Annotated in this window: 14 protein-coding genes; 13 read left to right on the top strand and 1 reads right to left on the bottom strand. The window is 42.7% G+C overall.

What is annotated here, in order from left to right:
* The first annotated feature begins 34 nt into the window (after positions 1-34).
* From ansA to D6V41_RS01180, 3 genes are all read left to right on the top strand, one after another.
* The gene (gene ansA / locus D6V41_RS01190) at positions 35-1,063 is read left to right on the top strand and encodes an asparaginase (protein WP_136249666.1); all 1,029 of its coding nucleotides are present in this window, start codon (positions 35-37) and stop codon (positions 1,061-1,063) included.
* A gap of 136 nt (positions 1,064-1,199) precedes the next feature.
* On the top strand, positions 1,200-2,081 hold the full coding sequence (locus tag D6V41_RS01185) for an ABC transporter ATP-binding protein (protein ID WP_136249665.1): 882 nt from the start codon (positions 1,200-1,202) through the stop codon (positions 2,079-2,081).
* Complete coding sequence (locus D6V41_RS01180) at positions 2,071-5,628, top strand: ABC transporter permease/M1 family aminopeptidase (RefSeq protein WP_136249664.1); 3,558 nt, start codon at positions 2,071-2,073, stop codon at positions 5,626-5,628. Before D6V41_RS01185 ends, D6V41_RS01180 begins: the two co-directional genes overlap by 11 nt.
* A 95-nt stretch (positions 5,629-5,723) precedes the next feature.
* Here D6V41_RS01180 and D6V41_RS01175 read toward each other — a convergent pair whose 3' ends face one another.
* Positions 5,724-7,931 carry a S9 family peptidase gene (locus D6V41_RS01175; RefSeq protein ID WP_241664384.1) on the bottom strand — a complete coding sequence of 736 codons (2,208 nt, stop codon included), beginning with the start codon at positions 7,929-7,931 and terminating at the stop codon, positions 5,724-5,726.
* Positions 7,932-8,079: 148 nt separating this feature from the next.
* Here D6V41_RS01175 and D6V41_RS01170 point away from each other — a divergent pair, with 148 nt between their 5' ends.
* From D6V41_RS01170 to D6V41_RS01125, 10 genes are all read left to right on the top strand, one after another.
* Complete coding sequence (locus D6V41_RS01170) at positions 8,080-8,709, top strand: hypothetical protein (RefSeq protein ID WP_136249663.1); 630 nt, start codon at positions 8,080-8,082, stop codon at positions 8,707-8,709.
* A gap of 61 nt (positions 8,710-8,770) precedes the next feature.
* Positions 8,771-9,217, top strand: a complete 447-nt coding sequence (locus tag D6V41_RS01165; RefSeq protein ID WP_136249662.1) for a hypothetical protein — start codon at positions 8,771-8,773, stop codon at positions 9,215-9,217.
* Positions 9,218-9,432: 215 nt separating this feature from the next.
* Positions 9,433-11,679 carry an SUMF1/EgtB/PvdO family nonheme iron enzyme gene (locus D6V41_RS01160; protein WP_168710923.1) on the top strand — a complete coding sequence of 749 codons (2,247 nt, stop codon included), beginning with the start codon at positions 9,433-9,435 and terminating at the stop codon, positions 11,677-11,679.
* Positions 11,672-13,891, top strand: a complete 2,220-nt coding sequence (locus D6V41_RS01155; RefSeq protein ID WP_168710922.1) for an FHA domain-containing protein — start codon at positions 11,672-11,674, stop codon at positions 13,889-13,891. The genes D6V41_RS01160 and D6V41_RS01155 overlap by 8 nt, the downstream gene beginning before the upstream one ends.
* A complete protein-coding gene (locus D6V41_RS01150) occupies positions 13,892-15,718 on the top strand; it encodes a hypothetical protein (protein ID WP_136249659.1) in 1,827 nt (608 codons plus the stop codon).
* Positions 15,711-16,349, top strand: coding sequence for a hypothetical protein (locus D6V41_RS01145; protein WP_136249658.1), 639 nt, complete (start codon positions 15,711-15,713; stop codon positions 16,347-16,349). The genes D6V41_RS01150 and D6V41_RS01145 overlap by 8 nt, the downstream gene beginning before the upstream one ends.
* A gap of 6 nt (positions 16,350-16,355) precedes the next feature.
* The gene (locus tag D6V41_RS01140; RefSeq protein ID WP_136249657.1) at positions 16,356-17,702 is read left to right on the top strand and encodes a hypothetical protein; all 1,347 of its coding nucleotides are present in this window, start codon (positions 16,356-16,358) and stop codon (positions 17,700-17,702) included.
* Positions 17,703-17,874: 172 nt separating this feature from the next.
* A complete protein-coding gene (locus D6V41_RS01135) occupies positions 17,875-18,216 on the top strand; it encodes a hypothetical protein (RefSeq protein ID WP_136249656.1) in 342 nt (113 codons plus the stop codon).
* 208 nt (positions 18,217-18,424) lie between these two features.
* On the top strand, positions 18,425-19,042 hold the full coding sequence (locus D6V41_RS01130) for a hypothetical protein (RefSeq protein WP_136249655.1): 618 nt from the start codon (positions 18,425-18,427) through the stop codon (positions 19,040-19,042).
* A gap of 14 nt (positions 19,043-19,056) precedes the next feature.
* Complete coding sequence (locus D6V41_RS01125; RefSeq protein WP_136249654.1) at positions 19,057-19,950, top strand: hypothetical protein; 894 nt, start codon at positions 19,057-19,059, stop codon at positions 19,948-19,950.
* The last annotated feature ends 46 nt before the right edge of the window (positions 19,951-19,996 follow it).

Here is a 19,996-nt window from a genome sequence, read left to right as displayed (position 1 = left end):
TGTATTGAAGAAAAGGGCAGGCGGTGCAAGGCATATGACAGCTACATTTAGAAAACATATCTACATTGCTTATACTGGCGGTACAATTGGTATGCGCGCATCCGAAAATGGATTTGTTCCGGCGGCTGGCTTTTTAGGCGATACCCTGGCAGGTCTGCCAGAATTTCATCGCCCCGAGATGCCTAATTATACGCTACATGAGTATGATACCTTGCTTGATTCAAGCGATATGGTGCCAGCAGACTGGCAGCGGATTGCTGATGATATACAAGCTAACTACGATGCTTATGACGGTTTTATTATTTTGCATGGCACTGACACGATGGCCTATACCGCATCTGCGCTTTCGTTCATGTTTGAAAATTTAAATAAGCCGGTCATTATTACAGGCAGTCAAATTCCACTGGCTCAGCTTCGTTCTGACGGACAGGCAAATTTGCTAAATGCTTTATATATTGCGGCAAATTTCCCCATACGAGAGGTCACACTATTTTTTAATAATAGTCTGTATCGCGGAAATCGCGCCCGTAAGATTGATGCAGACGGATTTCATGCCTTTGATTCCCCCAACTATCCCAGTTTGCTTGATGCGGGCATTCATATTAAAAGCCATGTCGATATTTGCCATGATGACCCAAAAGCGAAAGCCCCTTTAAAAGTGATGCAAATTCAAAGTCAGCCTGTAGGGATGTTAACGCTTTACCCGGGTATGAGCAGCGAATTGCTCGCCAACGTTCTTCAGCAGCCGGTTAAGGCGCTCATACTGCTTAGCTACGGCGTAGGGAATGCGCCAAGCCACCCTGATCTTCTCCAACAACTCCAGCGCGCAAGAGACAACAATATCATTGTTGTGAACTGCACTCAGTGCCTGAGAGGGAAAGTAAACATGAAAGGCTATGCAACCGGGAAAAGCGTTGAGGACACGCAAGTTGTGTCAGGCAAGGACATGACCCCAGAGGCTGCATTAGCGAAATTACATTATGTTCTCAGTCAATCTCACCTTAGTTTTACGCAGCAACAGTTGCTTATGAGCAAAAGCCTTCGTGGCGAAATGAGCGATTGACATATCTCGTAACATCTCCTTGATTCTCAATTTGTTTTGTTTTTTTTAAAAGCTTGCTATGTTAGTGAGATTAAGGATTTCAAATTAAAAGATAAAACGCAATTGGTAGCATCTTTATTGCACAAGGGAAGCGTTCATGCTCAAAATCAGTCAAGTTTCAAAAACCTATCCAAACGGTGTTCATGCACTAAAAAGCGTTGATTTGCAGATTGATAAAGGCTTATTTGGCTTACTCGGCCCAAATGGTGCCGGTAAATCGAGTCTAATGCGCACCATTGCAACGCTTCAACAGCCTGATACAGGTAGCATCACCTTCGACGGAGTCGATGTTATCAACGAGCCCAACGAGCTAAGAAAACGCCTGGGATATCTTCCGCAGGATTTTGGTGTTTACCCACGGGTAAGTGCCTATAACCTGCTTGACCACCTGGCGATTTTGAAAGGCATTAACAATAAAGCAGAGCGCAAAGAAGCAGTGGAAGGCTTACTTGCGCACACCAACCTATTCCAGTATCGGAAACGTGCCGTAAGTGGATTCTCAGGCGGCATGCGACAGCGTTTTGGTATTGCGCAAGCGCTGTTGGGCGATCCCGATCTGCTGATTGTAGATGAACCGACCGCAGGTCTTGACCCAGAAGAGCGTAATCGATTCCATAATTTATTGGTAAGCCTTGGGCGAGACAAAGTCATTATTTTATCGACGCACATCGTAGATGATGTTTCTGAGCTTTGCGAAAACATGGCGGTTCTAGGAAAGGGCGAAATTTTGCTGCAGGGGAACCCCATCTCTTTGACGCAAAGTCTCGATGGCAAAATTTGGCGCAAAACCGTCCATCCCTATGAGGTAGAAGATATTGCTGATGATTTACAGGTTTTATCAACACGTTTGTTTGCCGGGCGCACCGTAATACATGTTGTCGCCGATACTCAGCCTGAAGGTTTTGAATCAGCTCCAGCTTCGTTAGAAGATGTTTATTTTAACACGCTTAATCATTCGCGGGTGAACAATGATTCTTAAAATGATGCAATTTGAATGGCGCTATTTTACAAAGCAGCCATCGTTTATCGTCACCTGTCTTATTTTCTTTTTATTGCCGTTTTTGTCTATCACCATCGACAATGTGCAAATTGGGGCATCGTCCAATGTAAATATAAATAGCCCTTACGCCATCGCTCAGACTCTGCTGATTTTTGCTATTTTTGGAATGTTTCTGGTTGTTAATTTTGTTGCCAATACTGCAATGCGAAATGAAGCAAGCGGTATGAATGAAATTATCGTTACAAAACCGCTTCAAGCATTTCAATATCAATTAGGTCGATTTCTTGGCGCATATGCAGTGTGTTTAACGGTATTTGCCATGATCCCCCTGGCGTTGATGATTGGTAGCCTTATGCCATGGCTTGACCAAGAGCGAGTAGGCGCCTTTGCACTTTCCTATTATTTAAAGCCTTATTTTATATTTTCTGTTACAACGCTATTTGTGCTTTCAGCACTTTTCTATGCGTTTGCGCTTCGCTTTCAAAGCATGATGGCGGTGTACTTAATTGCGCTTGGGATATTTATTCTCTATGTAATAACCGGTGAGGTTTTCTCATCACCCTCTGATAGAGAGTTGGCTGCTTTACTTGATCCCTTTGGTCTTCGTACTTTTGCTGAAGTCACCCGTTACTGGACGCCTGCAGAGCGCAATTTTGATACGCTTGGCCTAAGTGGAGAGGTACTTTATAACCGGCTTCTGTGGTTGGCGGTAGGCTTTGTGATATTCATGGGTTTTTCGCGCCTCTTCAGTCCTCTTGGTATTGTGAAAAAACGTAGCGCATCTAAACAAGTTTCCAGCACCTTTGAACCGCCACTAGACAATGATATTAGCGCCAAATACTCAAATGACAGCGCTCTTGCGCAGTTTACGCAACGTCTGAAGTTTGAGATGCAACAAGTGTTTTTATCTCCGGCCTTTTTAATTTTAATGGTGTATTGCTTTTTCACCTTGATTTTCATTTTAGCGGATTCGCCAGGCATATATGGCGCGCCAAACTGGCCGCTAACGCAATACATGGTCGAGATGATTAATGGAGCCTTCAGCTTAGTCATTATAATCATCATTACTTATTACAGCGCCGAGGTTGTGTGGCGAGAGCGCTCGGTCGGTATGGGCGATATTGTTGACAGTATGCCCGTCTCTAATTTGACTTTCTGGCTGACCAAGTTTTTGGCAGTATCGTGCGTTATCGTCGCAGTTTTACTCTCAGGTATGCTTGCAACGATACTGTTTCAGCTATCCAAGGGATTTGTAGATATCGACTTAAGCCAATATGCCATTTCTTTGGGTTACTTTTCAGCATTGCAATGGATTTTGCTGGTGGTACTTGCCTTTTTTATTCAGGCACTGAGTCCAAACAAATACGTGGGAATGCTCATTTTTGTAGCTTATTTCTTTGTGTCTTTAGCCTTTACTCAAATTGGGCTTGAACACAATATGTTTCAATACGGTAATGCACCTGTCATGCAATATTCAGATATGAATGGGTACGGATGGGCATTAACCACGCAAAATTACTACATGCTTTATTGGGGCGCATTAGCCCTTGTGCTCGCTGCTCTTAGCTATGCATTGTGGCAGCGGGGACCGCAAAATAGCTTAAAATCACGCTTTGCTTTGCTTGGATATCAGTTAGGCAGTGGCGGAAGGAGCCTGGTGATTATTGCAACGCTCGTATTTATAGGCGTTGGCACAATTATTCACTATAACACGACAGTCATTAATGAGTTTGTAGGAAGCGAAGATGGTCTTGATTTACGCGCTGACTACGAAAAAACTTACGCGCAATATGAGGATGCCCCCGTTCCAATTGTTGAATCAATGCATATTGATGTGGCTATTTTTCCTGAGCTTAGACAAATAGAGGCGATTGCAAATTTTGAGATGCGCAATCAAAGTGATGCTCCTATAGAAAAGGCGCTTATTAATCTGCCGCGTTATACTTCCGACCTGCGTATCGATATTGAAGGAGCGAGAGTGCAGGATGTTGATGAAAAATTTGATACGGCGTGGCTGGTATTTGAAACGCCTTTACCACCCCAGCAGCAAGTTTCGGGTAAAATCAGTTTGTCTCGTCAACACTTCGGCTTTAAAGACGCCGGGGAAGATACTACGCTGGTACAAAATGGTACCTTCATCAACAATTTTGAACTTTTACCTAATTTTGGTGTGAATACAAGCGTTTATTTAGATGACCGCCATGAAAGGCGTAAGCGCGATCTTCCTCCTCCCAAGCGCGCCTACGATCTTGAAGATACTAGCCGTTACACTGAGAGCTTCTTTGGTCCCACTGTTGGGCTCATCGATTTTTCAGCCACGCTATCTACCAGCGAAGACCAAATAGCGATAGCACCAGGCTATTTGCAAAAATATTGGAATGAAGATGGCCGCAATTATTTCCATTATGAAATGGATGCGCCGATGATTAATTTCTTTTCTATCATGTCGGCAGACTTAGAAGTAAAAACCGCCATGCACAATGGTGTTGAGATTGCGATCTACTATCATCGCGATCACGACTGGAATATCGATAGAATGATTGAGGCAAGCAAAGATTCTCTGGATCTCTTTCAAAGCGTGTTTGGCCCCTATCAGCACCGGCAGCTTAGAATTATTGAATTTCCGGGGTATCGTAGATTCGCCCAAAGCTTTGCCAACACGGTTCCTTATTCTGAACGAATAGGTTTTATTACCGATTTACGAGACAAGGACAACATTGACCCCGTGTACTACATCACCGCGCATGAAGTAGCCCATCAATGGTTTGGGCATCAACTCAATGCCGCCAATGTGCAGGGAAGCGCAATTTTATCTGAATCCCTGTCACAATATGCCGCTTTGTTGGTTATGAAAGACAAATATGGACAGGCAAAAATGCGCGAGTTTTTAAGCTACGAGCTTGACAGCTATCTGCGAGGACGCACTCAGGAACAGCTTGAAGAAATGCCGTTTATGCGCGCTGAGGGGCAGCAGTATATTCATTATCGTAAGGGTTCTATTGTGATGATGGCCATTGCCGATCGAATAGGTGAAGAGGCGCTTAATCGTGCGTTGTCAGGATTAATTGAAAAATTTAAATTTTCGCGAGATGAACAAGCGACAACGCTTGATTTGCTAGCCGCGATTAAAGCAGAGGCTCCCAAAGGTGATCATGCATTTATTGAGCAGCAGTTTACGCAAATCACGGTATATGATATTCGCCTGAATGAAGTGCTTGCCGAGCAAAGAGATGATGGTAAATACGACATCACCCTGAGTATCCATGCTTCACAATATAAGGCAGATGGTAAAGGAAAGGAGACGCCGCAAGACTTTTCTGATGTAGTAGATATTGCGTTTTTTGACGATGATCCGGACGATTTTTCAAGCGATACTACAATTTTATATCAGAAAAAGCATCAGCTGGAGCAGGGGGAGAATACTTTGGTCATTGTGTTGGACGAAAAGCCCGCCTACGCCGGGGTAGACCCTTTTGTACGCTTTATAGATAGAGAGTCGCAAGATAATATTCTAAAGGTGAACTAAAACACATACCGTCGTACCTGTATTCACCAGATTACCAAATGAAAGGGGCGCTTAAAAAACGCCCCTTTAAGATCTAAATTATCAAATTTGTGAGTTTAATTTTCATTGTTTGACTGAAGCTGCGAATTGTATTGATCAAACCACGCAACAATATTACCTACTTTTTGAATCAGATGACTAGGGCGTGCTGCAATCCCGTGAGACGCGCCAGGAATGCGAACCATCACCGACGGAATTTCTTGCAGACGCAAAGCGTGGTAATACTGCTCAGTTTCGCTGATCGGCGTGCGGTAGTCTGCATCCCCTGTTAACAGCATCGTAGGTGTTTTAACATTGCCGACCAAAGACAAAGGCGAATATTTCCAAAGGTGATCTTTCACTTCCCATGGCATACCCGGCATCCAGTATTGCGTAAAAAACGGATACATATCCGCAGTAAGCGCAAAGCTTAACCAGTTAATTACGGGTTTTGCCACTACGGCGGCTGAAAAACGGTCGGTTTTTCCAATACTCCACGCGGTGAGCACGCCACCGCCAGAACCACCCGTAATAAACAGATTATCTTGGTCAATGTTTGAGCTTGCTATGGCAGCGTCTACCGCATCCATCAGGTCATTGTAGTCTTCAGAAGGATAATTATGGTGAATGGTGTTGCCAAATTCTTCGCCATAAGACGAGCTGCCGCGAGGGTTTGACCACAATACTGCGTAACCTTTTGCAGCCATTAGTTGAACTTCCATCGAAAAGGTATCGCCGTAGGCAGCATGCGGACCACCGTGAATTTCCAATATTAGTGGATACTGATGCTTGATGTCTTTTTTATAGCCTGGGGGATAGGCAATCCACGCGTCGATATTGCGACCATCTACACTTGATGTAACGCTTAGCTTTTCAATCACAGCCGTTTCGATATGAGCAAATACATCTGAATTCAGATCACTAAGCTGCGTTCGCTTATTACCGTTAATTAAGAAAAGATCGCCAGGTTGATTGCTGTTGTCTTGCACAATCACAATGTCACCATTTTCAGCCAATGCAAAATCGCCACTTGTATAAGGCCTGCCTATGGATTGTCCGCCCAAATTGGCCTCAAGTTTCTTAAGTTTTCCACTTAAACTTAATTCGGCAAGCTTCGTTTCACCGCCATCAATGTAGCTGAACACGATATCGTCACCTTGGTATTGAATATCCTGAATTTGACGATCTAAATCAGGCGTAAGGGATTTGGCATCTTTAGGAGAGTCAAGCGGGGCTATCATAATTTGGCTGACTTGATATGCCAGTTTTCTATCATTGACCCACTCGAAAATAAGCTTTTCACCGTCTTCACTGATGATGGGGTTGGATTCTGGGCCTGCAAAGTCTGTTACTTGCTCAATTGCAGAGGTATCAATGTTCACACTAAAAATATTGGACTGATTTGGATTTAACTCCCAATTTGCTTCTCGCTGTGCGCTAAAATAAATGAGCGGCTTTTCGCTATGCCAAGCAAGTTGCCCCTGATGATGAAAATCGCCGCTTGTAATCTGACGAGGAGTGCCGCCGTCACTTGGAACGACGTAGAGCTGATTATAGCCGTTTTTAACATACCCGCCGCCGTCTCGTCGATAGAGAGTTTTATCAACCACTTGAGCGCTACCCGCCCAGTTGGCTCCTTCAGGTTTTGCCGGTAAGTCACTAAATATTTGACTAGGCTTACCTGGCGTGAACATTGAAAATGCCAGTTGTTCACCTGAGGGTGACCAAGTTATGTTGCTTGGTGATTCGGCTAAGCTGGTCAGTTTTGTCAGGCTAAGGTTATCCAGATAAAGGGTAAATATTTGCGGCCCTTGACTGTCGTTTGCCACAAACGCTATGCGGTCGCCACTAGGGGAGAGCACCGCATTTCTAGGGTTGCTGGCTTCACTATTTCCAAGCAGAAGTGGTGTATGTCGCTTGGTTTTGAGGTCAATTTTCCAAAGCGCAGTCTGACGCGCATCTTTCATAATATCCATATGCTGACGCTCGTAAATGATTTGCTTGGCGTCTTTCGTAAAGATTGGATTTGCAGCAAATTCCAAATCGAATACATCCGCATAGTCTAATCGTGCTTCAGCTAATACCGACTCCATCTTGCTTTTACTGGCGTTTTGCTGGGAGCCTGTTTCTTGCGCATAGGCAGACACAACTAGCGAGGCTGAGAATAATAAATTCGCACCTATAGCCAAGCCTTTCAGGAACTTATTGATGATTGTTGGCGTTGTTTTATTCTTGAACGTTCTATTCTTGTACATTTTATGCTGAGTTTGATAGTTGGCGAGCATTAAACTTTCCTTAAACGCTATGATTGAGTGATTTGAAATTGCTATAAAATTTACTGGCTAATGGTTTCATACATTAAATTGGAAAGTATAGCTTGTAATAAATCGAAGAGAAAAACAAAGCACAATTAATTTTGCCAATTGGGTGTATATGCAAAATCAACCAACACAAACTAGCGCATCATCGTTATCTCCATCAGCAGCGATATCATCAATGCCGGCTGCAAGACCACATATTTCGCCACAACATGCGAATGCTGATCATAGCACTCAGGCAATGACTGAAGTGGCTTTAGGCTTATCCATGGCTTTTTTTGCTCTATTGATTCTGGCGCTCATTTCAATGGGAAGTGGATTGGATGCCGGAGCTATGCGCGCCGCATCATCAGATGAAAAACATGATACAAATGCAGATGCGTCGCTGCGCTACCAAAAAGGTATCTATCTCGAAAAGGAGTTAACACCAGATTTAAGAAAAGATGCAGAGCAAATGAATGAAGGAGAAAGACAAGAGAGTAAGCGCTCAACACTTGCGCTAAAGGATAATCAATTGTTTATTGTTTTTGCAAATGAGCAGTTTTTTGATGCCAACTTACAGCCAATAAAGCCTGAACAGCTTGCTAATGATCAGTCATTGGTGCTGGCTGTGTCACCGGAACTCTCTTTTGACAAACTCTTGACGCTCAAGTCTCGCTTTACTCAACAAGATATTCATATTACCGCTTTAAACGAACAATGGTTAAATGCTCTCGCACAAAGACATGATGCTGGCTTTCCTTAAAGCAGATGAAAAAAGACAATAAAACGCAGCATGACGGCGAATAGCAAATCAGGAACCGCTTATGAAAATTAGAAGTTATGTGTTCATCATTACCTTTTGCTTTGTACTCGCGACGGTTTTATTTATTTTCCGCAGTTTTTTTATTAATAGTCAAAGCGATATTTATAGCGATAGTTTTGCACATAATTTAAAGCATCAGCGCTCACAAGCGAATTTACAAGCGCACAGTAACAAAGAACTAGAGGCGCATCTCAAGCGCTTGTCTACGCTAAAAATGCAAAATGCGTTGCGCTTTACGTCTGCACAGAGTCAGTCTCAAGATACCGCTCGACTGCAGAACAATCCGATAAAACACGAAGAGTATAGAACTAAAGTTTACGACGCTATTGACGAACAAACCGATGCAGAAGTCTATGCAGAAAAAAATGCGGAAGCCAATGCGGAAATTTCTGCAAAAATCTTGCAGTGGGAAGGCCGCTTTCTTCATCCTGATACAATCCATCATTAGGCACAATAAAAAACTGCCGTAAGTAAACTTTTGCAAGTAGCCAAATATAAAACTAAGTCAAATCAGCATGAATTTTGCTTGTATTGATAAATAAGCGCCAAATAAGCACTAAATAATCATTCACCAAAAAAGATGCAAAAATATAAGCCTACGTATTCTTTGAGGTGAACGGTATAATCTGCCTACAGCAGACAGTATTTATTCTTGCGAGCAAATTGAGTATTAAGCGAAAAGACTACCAAGATTTACAACACCTAAAAGTTAGCGACGATTGTGAGGTGCTAAAAGCGCAGCATATTCTGTCGGGTCAGTGGCACGTCTTAAAAAAAGCAAAGACCGAAGCTGGACGAGTCAAACTGCATCGGGAAGTATTGGCACTCAGGCAAATAAAAGACAGCGGCATCGCGCTTGAACCACTTGATGCTGTGAATGATGAACACGGGACCAGTCTCATTATATACCCCTTTGTTGAGCTAACACTTCGACAATTCATCCAAGATGGAAGCAAAAACACTGCATTTGAGGCGCAAAGCATTCTGCGTTTATGCCTTGATCTTGTGCAGCAGGTAATAAAATTGCATGCCTTAGGCTGGCGACATGGAGATTTGCATCCTGGCAACATTGTTATTGTTGAACAGAAGCCCAGGCTGATTGATTTTGCTAACAGTTGGAAGGAAGACGATAAGCAACTGGGCCCAAAGCCAATAAATTATGGCGCGCGGCCTTATGCCGCGCCAGAAAAGCATTCACAAATAGTTGGTTCTGAAACGGCGGAAGAGCAGGCGGAAGTTTATAACCTTAGCGCGATCATCGCTGCTGTTTTGGGACGTTTTACTTATGTAAGAGAGCGACAGGATCTAATAAGACATTTAGACCAATCACCCGTCGCAATCTTGCCTGATCTTTTGAAACTACTTCATAAAGGTCTGTCAGTAGACGCCAAGTCAAGATTCTCAAACCCCGCTGATTTATATGAAGCACTATATGAAGCGCTCAATGAAGCGCTCGGCAGCTTCATTGACACCCAGGTTGAACCTTCAATAGAGCCAAAGCTAAAAAATAGCAAGCGAGGTCAATTTTTAGCGGCGCTAGACAGTCTTTACGAGCTACCTTTAGACAAGAAAAACGCATCCTTTAGCGCGGGATTTGATGAACTAGAAACACAAGCGCTTAACCTTAATTTTACGCTACGTGAAAGTGAGCAAGTTGCCCAGCTTAAAAACGCATTAGAAAAGCATATTTTGCAGCACGGCAAAGTAGAGGACAAAGCAGCTAAAAAATACGCCAGGCAATTTCTTGGTGAAATAAGCGATGAGCAAAAAGCCCTTATTTTAAATAATCTCCTTGAGACCTTGCCAGAGATAGAGGCGGCATCAACGAATAAGTCACCCGGAAAAACACTCTTATCTATAATGATTTTAGGCGCGATTTGCCTTACATATCTGGCAAGTGTTTATCTGCTTGGACAAAGTCACTTTATTACAAAAACTCAAAACGATGTGTCTAACACTGCTGTTAAGCAAGATATATCAGCGAGCAGAGCGCCAGCGCCCTCGCCATCTCATTTTTCTGTATTACCTGAAACAGGCGAACTGCCGCAAAAGAGCGAAGCGCTTATTCGTTTTATGATTTCAGCGCCTCCTTCTCAATATACCCCTGCTCATAATAAAAGCGCCCGGCATTCAGACATAGAAATAAGCTTTATGCGTATTGCCTACGAGCAGGCACTCCCGCAAGACAAGAATGGAAAGGAACTGGGAGCCTCTAACGCGTCATCGAGTGCAAAGTATTTTTATGTCATGACAGAAGAGGTCAGTCAGGCATTGTGGCAAAGCTGTGTTGATGCGGGGGCGTGTGCAAATCGTCGCCTTGTATCCACTTCAGCCGAACGTCAGAATTTGCAGTTGGCAATGCATCCCGTGGTAAACGTGAGTTGGTATGACATTAGCAATGGGTTTTTACCATGGATAAATAAAATCCTGCAAAATCAACTGAACGAGAGGTTCTCATCTGCCTCTTCATCTGCCTCTTCTTTTGCCCGGGCTCAGCTTGCTTTGCCGACTATGCAGGAATGGTTGCGCTTTGCCTACGATCCAATCATTGCAAATAATCAGGGTAAGCAGCGACTAAAAATTGCGCCAAGCACCCATTGCGCAGATTGCCAAGGAGCATCAGGTTATACAAGCGATTCAGAAGAAGAACTCACGACGCTGCCGATAAATAGTTTAAAGGCAAATTCACTGGGTCTATATCATGTACATGGAAATGTGCAGGAGTGGTTGCAAGACTGTTGGCAAGACGTCAAACTACAGTTAGAAAGATGCGATCAAGCACCTGCAGTCGGTGGTCATTGGATGCAAAATAAACAAGCGATTGAACAACAACCCTATCAACGATTACTTAAATCAGCGCGTTCGATTAGTACTGGATTCCGATTGGTCATCCGTGATGGTAATGAATAGTTTCTCCTTCGTACGCAAAGTGTATTTTGTAGTTGCTCTGCTGTTTTGTTGCGTGCATGCAAACGCAAAAAACTGGCAGGTGATGCTTATTCCGAGCGCTCAAACTTTGCCTGAAAACACGGGCACCCCCCTAAATAAAACGCCAGTTGAGCCTCTAGCACCGAGCTATTCAATTATGCGAACGGAGCTGGAAGCCGCGTTACTGAAAGATTTAAATCGTGTTATCAGCCCGTCTCGCGTGTTTGAAAGTTGTGAACGCAGCCTATGTGGTGCCGACTCAAAAAAAGCCCTTGTTCAAGCTGTACAAACTGGCGTACCAGAGCTCGAATTGCTCATTGTGTTTGCGCTTTCTGAAGGCACTGATCATGATTCTTCTTTTATTATGAGCGCAGAGCTTATTGATCCGCTGTCTTTTCAGATTCTGCATTCCTTGCAAATTCCTATTTTAAGTAGTGGACAAACAAAACCTTCGCAAGCGGCTATAAAAAGCATCAGCGCAGATTTGGGCTCCTTAATTGCTCGAACACTGAAGCAGAAAAATCGAGAGCAACAATTTAAGCTAACGCTTGAAGGTTTTACTTTGGACGAAATTGCGCCGCTAAGTACCTATGTTCTCACCCGAACACAAAATGTAGATATGCGTTTGATCAGGAGTCAGAAAAAAGACGGCTTATTGAGCAACATGTTTCCCATTATGCAAACACAGTTTTCCGTTGCAACACGTATGACGCCCGCACAGTTTAACTTGTTGATCATGGAATATTTCAGCCAACAGGACATCGATGTCGTAAGTGAATATCAACGAGATACTGCGATATTTTCATTGGCGCGGATAGGCAATCCCTATTTGCCTTCTTTCGTTTCGAGCATCGTTTTGTTTCTTGTACTGATTTTGATACTTGCCATGCTGGTAAAACGCCAGATGTACCATTACCGTTTAGCTAGCTTTGCAGATCGTAAATCGGTAGACCAATGGTTAGAAACCTATAACAGCGTCAGTTCGCCGTGGTATTTTCTTCAACGTAAGTGGGGGAAGCAACTGGGATATTGGCAGCGTCTGCAGCGTGAATCCAACGACTTGTCAAAACAGGCTAAGATTTTTTATGAAGCGGGAGATGTCACTACCGCCAAATTGTTTATCAGCAAATCTTTAAACTTAAATAACGATGATAAACAGGCACGAAAACTTCTGAGCAAAATAGAAGAACATGCTCAGTCGAAAATGGATTTAAACGAAAAAGAACAAGCTGCCAGAAACAAAGTGGCAAAAGCAGTTAATAACTATCGGGCTAATAAACCTTTAAAAGCATTGCGCCAGGCCTATCAGGCACTCGCTGAAATTGCAGATGAAAAACAGCTAAAACGTCAACATAAGGCCGTCAAACGACTGATCAAAAAGTTAAATTATGAATGTTCTCAACACCAGTCGTCCCTTTTCTTTACTGGTATGGGCAATTCAGAAACTGTCCTTATCACACGTTCTCCGCGTCTACAGATTGGGCGATACGCAAATAATACATCTGAGCTAATGGTGATAGGAGAAGATAAGTCGATATTTGAGCTTAATCACAAGGCGCTTTCACGACTTGGTAAGCAGTGCGTCGTTTTTTACCAACATTCTGATCATGAACATTCTGCTTGTGAAAATTCTGGCTTTTTTATTCAGGATGAGGGGAGTACTAACGGCACTTTTCTTAACTCAAAAGCGCTCGAAGATGAGTGCGCTCGGCCCTTAAACAATGGCGATACAATTCTGTTGGGAGATAGCAGTGAATTAAAAGCGGTAAAACTGACGTGCCATATTCAGGCCTCACATCAGAATCTGCATTTACGCGTAGATACTCTCATGCAGCAAACCGTTGATTTAGCCGATTTAGTTAAAATATGGCCAGACTATATCAAAGCGATGCAATCATCTGTTTTGATGACCCAAACTCCTTTACTACTGTGTTTTGATTCAAACGAACAAAAATTTACCTGGCTCTCTGAAGACAGCCTTCAATCTCGAACTCACTTGCATGCATTGCTTCTGCTCTCTTTAGGTGAGTCAGCAAGTATTTCTCCAGTTTTACAGGAGGCAAATTCAGATGCAAACATTGAGGTGAATGGAGAACTATTGTTAGGCAAAGTTCCGCTTATTTTACCGTGTGAGATAAAATGGCAAGAGCGACGCGTCAGGCTAGAGCATGCTAGCTATAGGAAGCGTGTGTAGATGAGCAGTACGCTTAATTCAAATCCGCAAGAAAGCTCGTCTTTTATTTATTGCAGTGAAACCTTGCAAGGGGAATTTGCATTACTCAAAGAAATCACTTTTTTTCAGACCAAAAACGATTGTCAGCGCAGCAAAAGGTCAAGCAAAGAGCATCATTACGAAGAAGATAAGCGCAGCATTTTTCATAACAGAAAATTTAGTGAGCGCAGCGTTAAGCTTCTAGCCCAACATATTGTGTGTCGTCATTATGCCAATTTGAGCTACGAACTGGCGCACTGGATGTGGGCGGTTGTGAACATTTCCATTGACGAAGACGCGCAAAGTGCTTTGTTTAACTGTTTCTATCTGGAAGAAAACGTGACATCTCAGCGGGCGCTCGCGTTTTTGCGGTCTAGACTCACAAAAACAAATAATGCCTGTAAGTTGTCCTCTGCATCGGTTTTACTGGTGGATGATAAAACGGACGAAGCATCAAGGCATTTAAGCGCAGATGGGAAAAATTCAAAAATGTTGAAAATAAGTATTCATCAACATGTGTTTTATTTACACCTGTCTCGCATCAATCTGCTTGCCTGCTTTGTAGAGTGGTTGCTTGGTTTTGTCCATGATGCCTTTTTCACATGGTCAAGCGAATTGGATGGAAGAGGATTAAATGCAATACAGGCTACAGCTAAACGCATTCAAAAAGATGTGTATGAGTATTTGAAAATGCATTTGCAAGGGGCTAAAGCCTTGTCGAAGTATCAAAAAATGCAGTCTTTTTTGCAGCAGCAGTCGAGCGGCGTTTTTGATGATGATTTAATTTTGCGCTTTTGGCTGCAGCATCATGCCCAAGAGGGATTTACGCGTTTTACTACCGTGGTAAATGATATCTTTCAATATGAAATTAGTCAGGAAACGGCTGCACTTCAGTCAGCGCATCATTTTGCGCAGCAGTTTAATCACAATGATACAGGCAACGAGCATCGAAACTCGCTGCCAGAGTCTGAACATGCTTTAAAGATCTACTCTGACGCTGTTATACATGAGTTAGAAGAAGGACAGACAGGTGCACAGAGTTTTTCAAGCTTACAGACGCTAGAAAACGAACGATTTGATATAGAAGCATTAACGCAGGTACCAAAAATGCTTAGCAAACAACAATCAGCACGCTTTGTATTGATGGCTGAGTTTCCTCGGCAAGTTAGCCGTTTTCCGCTAAGCTACTTGCGCTTTATCGCATTTTCTAAACTACAATCTGCACATATTCAGTCGCTTCGAAACAAACAGCCATTAGACAATGATTCTTTAAATGCGCGTTGGCTTGAGACCGAGGACTATTTGTCTGTTGCTAGAAAATGTGCCGCTCAAATACAGGTGAATTTTCAGACTTTATTGTCGATTTTTTATATTTTGCGACAACAAATAGAAACAAAAAACGCCCATCAAAGCGCTCCCTTACTACTAGAGTTTGTTTGTGAACATCAGGAACTTCTGGACTTTTTGATTGAGAAAGTTGATTTTCAGGAGCAAGTGCCTACCCTAGAAGATGTGAACAACAATTCAAAACTCTTTGAACTTATTATGAACTCTGAGCCTCTCATAGTCGCACTTAAACAGGCTTTTGCAAAGAATAATCGACAGGGATTTACACCCGACTCGATATTAAAGGATGTCAATGCGTATATTGATAGTGCACTTTTGTTAGGACGTTTAAGCGCGGTATTAAAGCGGTTTTTGCATAAAAACCGACCTTTATTAAATGATAGTGAAAGCCTGCAGGCAAAATTCCTTGCTGACGGTTGCATACTTGTAGATGAGCTATCAAAAGGAATAACACATGACTAGGCAGCAGAACCCAAATTCGAATAAAAATAATGCGCTTGAGACCTGCGCAAAAGCAAGCTTTTTAGCTTTAAAAGGTATGCAAGACTTAAGTGATGCAAGTTCGAATTCAGCAGATTTGCTTAGCTATTCACAGATTGTTCATGCCGTTCTCTCACCTGCAAGGCCTTCAGCAAAGAATGTCCTTACGATCATCAATCGAGATTTAGGTTTGCGGCGCAAATACCTGAATGTACTTAAGCAATGTGCAAAAGCAGAGGGACCGATGCAAGTGGCCGCCTCTACACATTGTGACGATTCACAAGCCTTGACTCAAAAAGAAATGATAAGGCATGAAGCAGAATTTGATGTAAGCGCCCATACACGTGACAATGGCGATGTGCAACTTATCGTCACTCTGCAAGCCAGTCTCCAGCATGAACAAGACACAATCCATCTGTTTATAGAAAGTAATCAAAATCAAACAATGCCTCAGAGCGCAAATGCATATGACCTGGATAAATCCATCATGCACCTTCAACTAAGCATAAAAAGTCAGGGTGTTTTTGAAACCAATTTGTCTCCAGCCCAAATTGAGTCGAATTTGATTTTCCATATTTTTGATGTTAATTCACATCTATATTTGCTGTATTAGGGTTTCATGCTTCCACTCGTTCACGTATTTATTGCAACAACTCACGGTTTAGTAAAAATTCAGCAAATAAGAGCCCGCACAGGTGATGCACTTGCGTCGTTTGTCAGTATCGCAAATAGTGCGCGAGTCAGTAAAATCACGCCTCAGTTCAGGGAATTTGTTGATCCTCAAACGAGCCCTGTCGCCAGCTATTTTTCCAAAGACAGTCACCATATGATTATCGATAAAGATATTCAAACCGGTGAAAGCTGGCAATTGGCTTGTTGTATCGCTCAACGACTTTCTCTATTATCGCGCCTTGCAGAATCGCCAGTACAAGCAAGTGATTCGATTATTATTGCTACCGGTCAAGTAGATCACAAAGGCGCAAGGGTTGCTATGATTTCCCATTTAGCGCAAAAGTGTTTACAGGCCCAATCAACTATTCTTTCTTGGCAGAAGATGGGATGTGACATCCGGTTTTTTGTACCAAATGAAAATTTAAGGCAACCTTTACCCGACATACGCTTTTCTCTTAGCGGCGTGTCTTCTTTGAGCGAGGTTGAGGCGTATTTTGTTGAAAGGGCGTGGTTGGCAGAGAGTGAAGTCTATATGCTTGGCTCAAAGGCGTTTGCAGAAAAAATGGCACCACCAAGAAACGCATTAGCACTCGCTGAAATTTCAAAAGGAATTTCCAAAGCAATTTCAAAAGCACCGTCTATGCGACGTCTGCTAAACCAAAACAGGAACAAAACTATTGCTCCTAAATCAGTCATTTTAAAAGGAACAGATACTAAGGGGACGAGTCGTGTAATGCCCAACAAGCGAAAGCTGGCATTTATGACTTTATCCGTTTTATTTTTACTTGTTTTGATGTTAGTCGGCGCCTGGTTTGGGCAAAATGCGCCTCCCAGTACTCATCTTGATTACGCGATTGACCTTGCAGGTAATTGTGATAATACATCCAGCCTAGCGCTTGTTAATCAGCATCAAGCGTCTCAACCTGCTGCAATTCAGGAGTTTCAGTCACTGAATCTTGATAATTTGTGTGAGCTTCATGTGCGATTTGAAAATCTGGAAAATATACCGGCTGATGTTGTACTGGTTAGCGATTCTTACCTAGCCTTGCCACTGGAAAAAACAGACGAAGCGACTTGGGAAATCCCACTTCCTGAATTTAAAGAAGCCAATCGTCGCTATATCTTACTGGTGCTCCCAGAGACGTTTGATGCAGCCGATATACAAAGCCTGAATAATTATCTGGAAACGCTCTATGAGCAAGGATTAACCGTTAACATAGAGCATTTGGCTAATTGGAGCACAAAACAATCTTTGTCTGTGAATTTTATCCAGCAGGAATTGGTTAAAGGGTAGTCTGGCTGTTTGCATTACATCAAAAGAAGTCATGCTTATAAAATCACATTAAGCAGTGTTACTATATATTCTCGTAATTACGCATCTCATACAGAACCACGGAGAAATCAGCATCGAGTATTCAAATCTTATACAATGGTGTGCAATTATTATTGAGCTTATAGGCTTAGTGTTGATCACTGTCGAACTCTATTTTCCCAAGACCTCTGAATTCCTTAAAGATACGTTTGAAGAAACCAAGCCCAAGTTTATGAGAAACAAGACAGCTTGGATAGGGAGTTTTATCTTTTTTTGGATTGCAGCAGTGCTTAGCCTGTCTGCCTGGGACCCTTCAATGCTATTTTTTGCCAATGTATTTTTTAGTGCAATTACTGCCTTAGTGCTTCTCATATTGAGCATCAGTAAAGTGCTTGTACGCTTAGGCGTTGTGCTCGGTCGGGGAAACTCTGTAGGAGGCGTTGGATTAGTCTTGGCACTAATCGGTTTTTCAATAGAACTTATGCAATTGGTATAAGTTGGTCGTTTTTAAAAAGGCGCGGAGTCCTAAAACTAAACATATAGTGAATTTCTGTTTATGGCATCGCAAGTTGTTATGTCCAAGATGCTTAATAGACGGGGTTTTTTTCACTCATTTTCTAGTATTTTTATAAAATCAAAAAAATTTGCCAAACGGTTTCATACCCCTAATTGTATTTCAAACGATATAGTAACAGGGGACTTCCATGCTTCGTTTTACCTCCAACCGCAGCTTCACTGAGCTAAGTACATTGGGGAAAAATCTCAACAAAATGTTACGCGCTTTGTGTTCCGGCAATTGGCGCTATTTACGCTCGGCAAGTGTAATCTTTTTAAGTGCAAGTTTCTTAAGTGCCTGCGGCAGTACACAAGTGCCGCAAAGTGCCGTAGTTGAGCAGGCTTTTCCAGTGGGTCAAAGGCTCGATACGCAATGTGTCGAGCAAGTAAAAGCGCGCGAAAAAGGCATTCAAAGTAGCGAAAGTCATGCGCAATATCTTGCGCTTGCAAATCAGGCTCAGCGCTGCTTGCAGGGTATTCGATTTTTCGCGCAGCATCCCGATAATCAAGAAGCGATGAGGCTTAACGCGCTTTCAGTTGTTAATTTTATAAAAGGGGGAGACCTTGATGCAGCCAATCGCTCATTAACCCGCTTTAAACAGCGATTTGCACAGCAAGATCTTGTGTTTGAGGATTACACCTCTTTTATCGATACCGCTACGGCCATGCTAAACCCTGATTTAAACGCAAGACAACTTGCCATGCTTAATATCAATCCTGTTTTGCGCAATGAATTATCACGCACGCGCCAATGGTCAATGCAATAACTTAGGATCATCTTATGTCTATATTTAACCAATATTTTATTAAGCCTAAGACTGGCAAGGTTCTGCTCTTGGCTTCTTTCGCGTTGTTAACAAATGCAAATGCTTTTGCGCAAACACAAACGCCAAATAACTGGGAGCCTGTTGCAGCTGAATCTCTCATCGAGCTGCCCGCCAATCTCATTGAGAAGCGAATCCAACAAGATTTTAATATGTCTGCAAGTGCAAGTGCTTTGCTAAAACTCGAACAGTCTATTGCGCAGCAGAGTGCGCAAATAAAGGCGCTTCAAAGCGTTGTTGCTGATGCTGCTCAAGGTGAAATGATTGACGATAAAGTTAATCTGGTTCAGCTAAAATCTAATTTTTTAGATGATATGCAGCAAGGCCATGAACTCAGACGGGATGCTCTGGATAAAAAAATCGGCTTGTATCAGAAGGTCTTAAACAAGTTATACGACGCGTCCAATCGGGCCAGAAACCAAGAAACCTTTGTGCTTAAAAAACAGCAGGAGGCTGCTCGTAAGCGTATGGAAAAAGTAATGGAAGAGGTTGACCAAAGCTTTGCTGCGCAAGGGTTTACCGAGCAAAGTCCTTATGCGAATGAGTTTGCACAAAATCTGGCAAAGATTGAGCAGCTAAAAGCAAAAATATCAGAACATCAGGCGAATATGTCGGCAAAAGTTGATGGCATAGAGGTAACGACAGAAGAATACATTCGTCAGCTATTAATTCAGGCTTCGAGCGAACAGTCCTTATTGGATCAAGAGGGTTTAATGCTGAGCTACATGAGTAAATTGGTCGCGCTTGATGCACAGGCTCTCGAATATGCAATTGCCGAGCAGTCTTTAGAAAATGACGACTACGCGCAGCCAATGATAACTCCTGCAAACGCTGTCGACTTATTCCTCTAAAAGGTGTCATAGCGGCTGTCTTTGGATGAAATGGTTTGGATAAATA

Source organism: Ningiella ruwaisensis (genome assembly GCF_004798935.1).
GTDB lineage: Bacteria > Pseudomonadota > Gammaproteobacteria > Enterobacterales > Alteromonadaceae > Glaciecola > Glaciecola ruwaisensis.
The sequence above is the reverse complement of the archived record's forward strand: the minus strand, read 5'-3'. Positions and strand labels throughout refer to the sequence as shown.

Excerpts from the sequence above, each read along its gene's own strand:
- ansA (WP_136249666.1), top strand. The coding sequence starts at position 35 with ATGACAGCTACATTTAGAAAACATATCTACATTGCTTATACTGGCGGT.
- D6V41_RS01185 (WP_136249665.1), top strand. The coding sequence starts at position 1,200 with ATGCTCAAAATCAGTCAAGTTTCAAAAACCTATCCAAACGGTGTTCAT.
- D6V41_RS01180 (WP_136249664.1), top strand. The coding sequence starts at position 2,071 with ATGATTCTTAAAATGATGCAATTTGAATGGCGCTATTTTACAAAGCAG.
- D6V41_RS01175 (WP_241664384.1), bottom strand. The coding sequence starts at position 7,931 with ATGCTCGCCAACTATCAAACTCAGCATAAAATGTACAAGAATAGAACG.
- D6V41_RS01170 (WP_136249663.1), top strand. The coding sequence starts at position 8,080 with ATGCAAAATCAACCAACACAAACTAGCGCATCATCGTTATCTCCATCA.
- D6V41_RS01165 (WP_136249662.1), top strand. The coding sequence starts at position 8,771 with ATGAAAATTAGAAGTTATGTGTTCATCATTACCTTTTGCTTTGTACTC.
- D6V41_RS01155 (WP_168710922.1), top strand. The coding sequence starts at position 11,672 with ATGAATAGTTTCTCCTTCGTACGCAAAGTGTATTTTGTAGTTGCTCTG.
- D6V41_RS01150 (WP_136249659.1), top strand. The coding sequence starts at position 13,892 with ATGAGCAGTACGCTTAATTCAAATCCGCAAGAAAGCTCGTCTTTTATT.
- D6V41_RS01145 (WP_136249658.1), top strand. The coding sequence starts at position 15,711 with ATGACTAGGCAGCAGAACCCAAATTCGAATAAAAATAATGCGCTTGAG.
- D6V41_RS01140 (WP_136249657.1), top strand. The coding sequence starts at position 16,356 with ATGCTTCCACTCGTTCACGTATTTATTGCAACAACTCACGGTTTAGTA.
- D6V41_RS01130 (WP_136249655.1), top strand. The coding sequence starts at position 18,425 with ATGCTTCGTTTTACCTCCAACCGCAGCTTCACTGAGCTAAGTACATTG.
- D6V41_RS01125 (WP_136249654.1), top strand. The coding sequence starts at position 19,057 with ATGTCTATATTTAACCAATATTTTATTAAGCCTAAGACTGGCAAGGTT.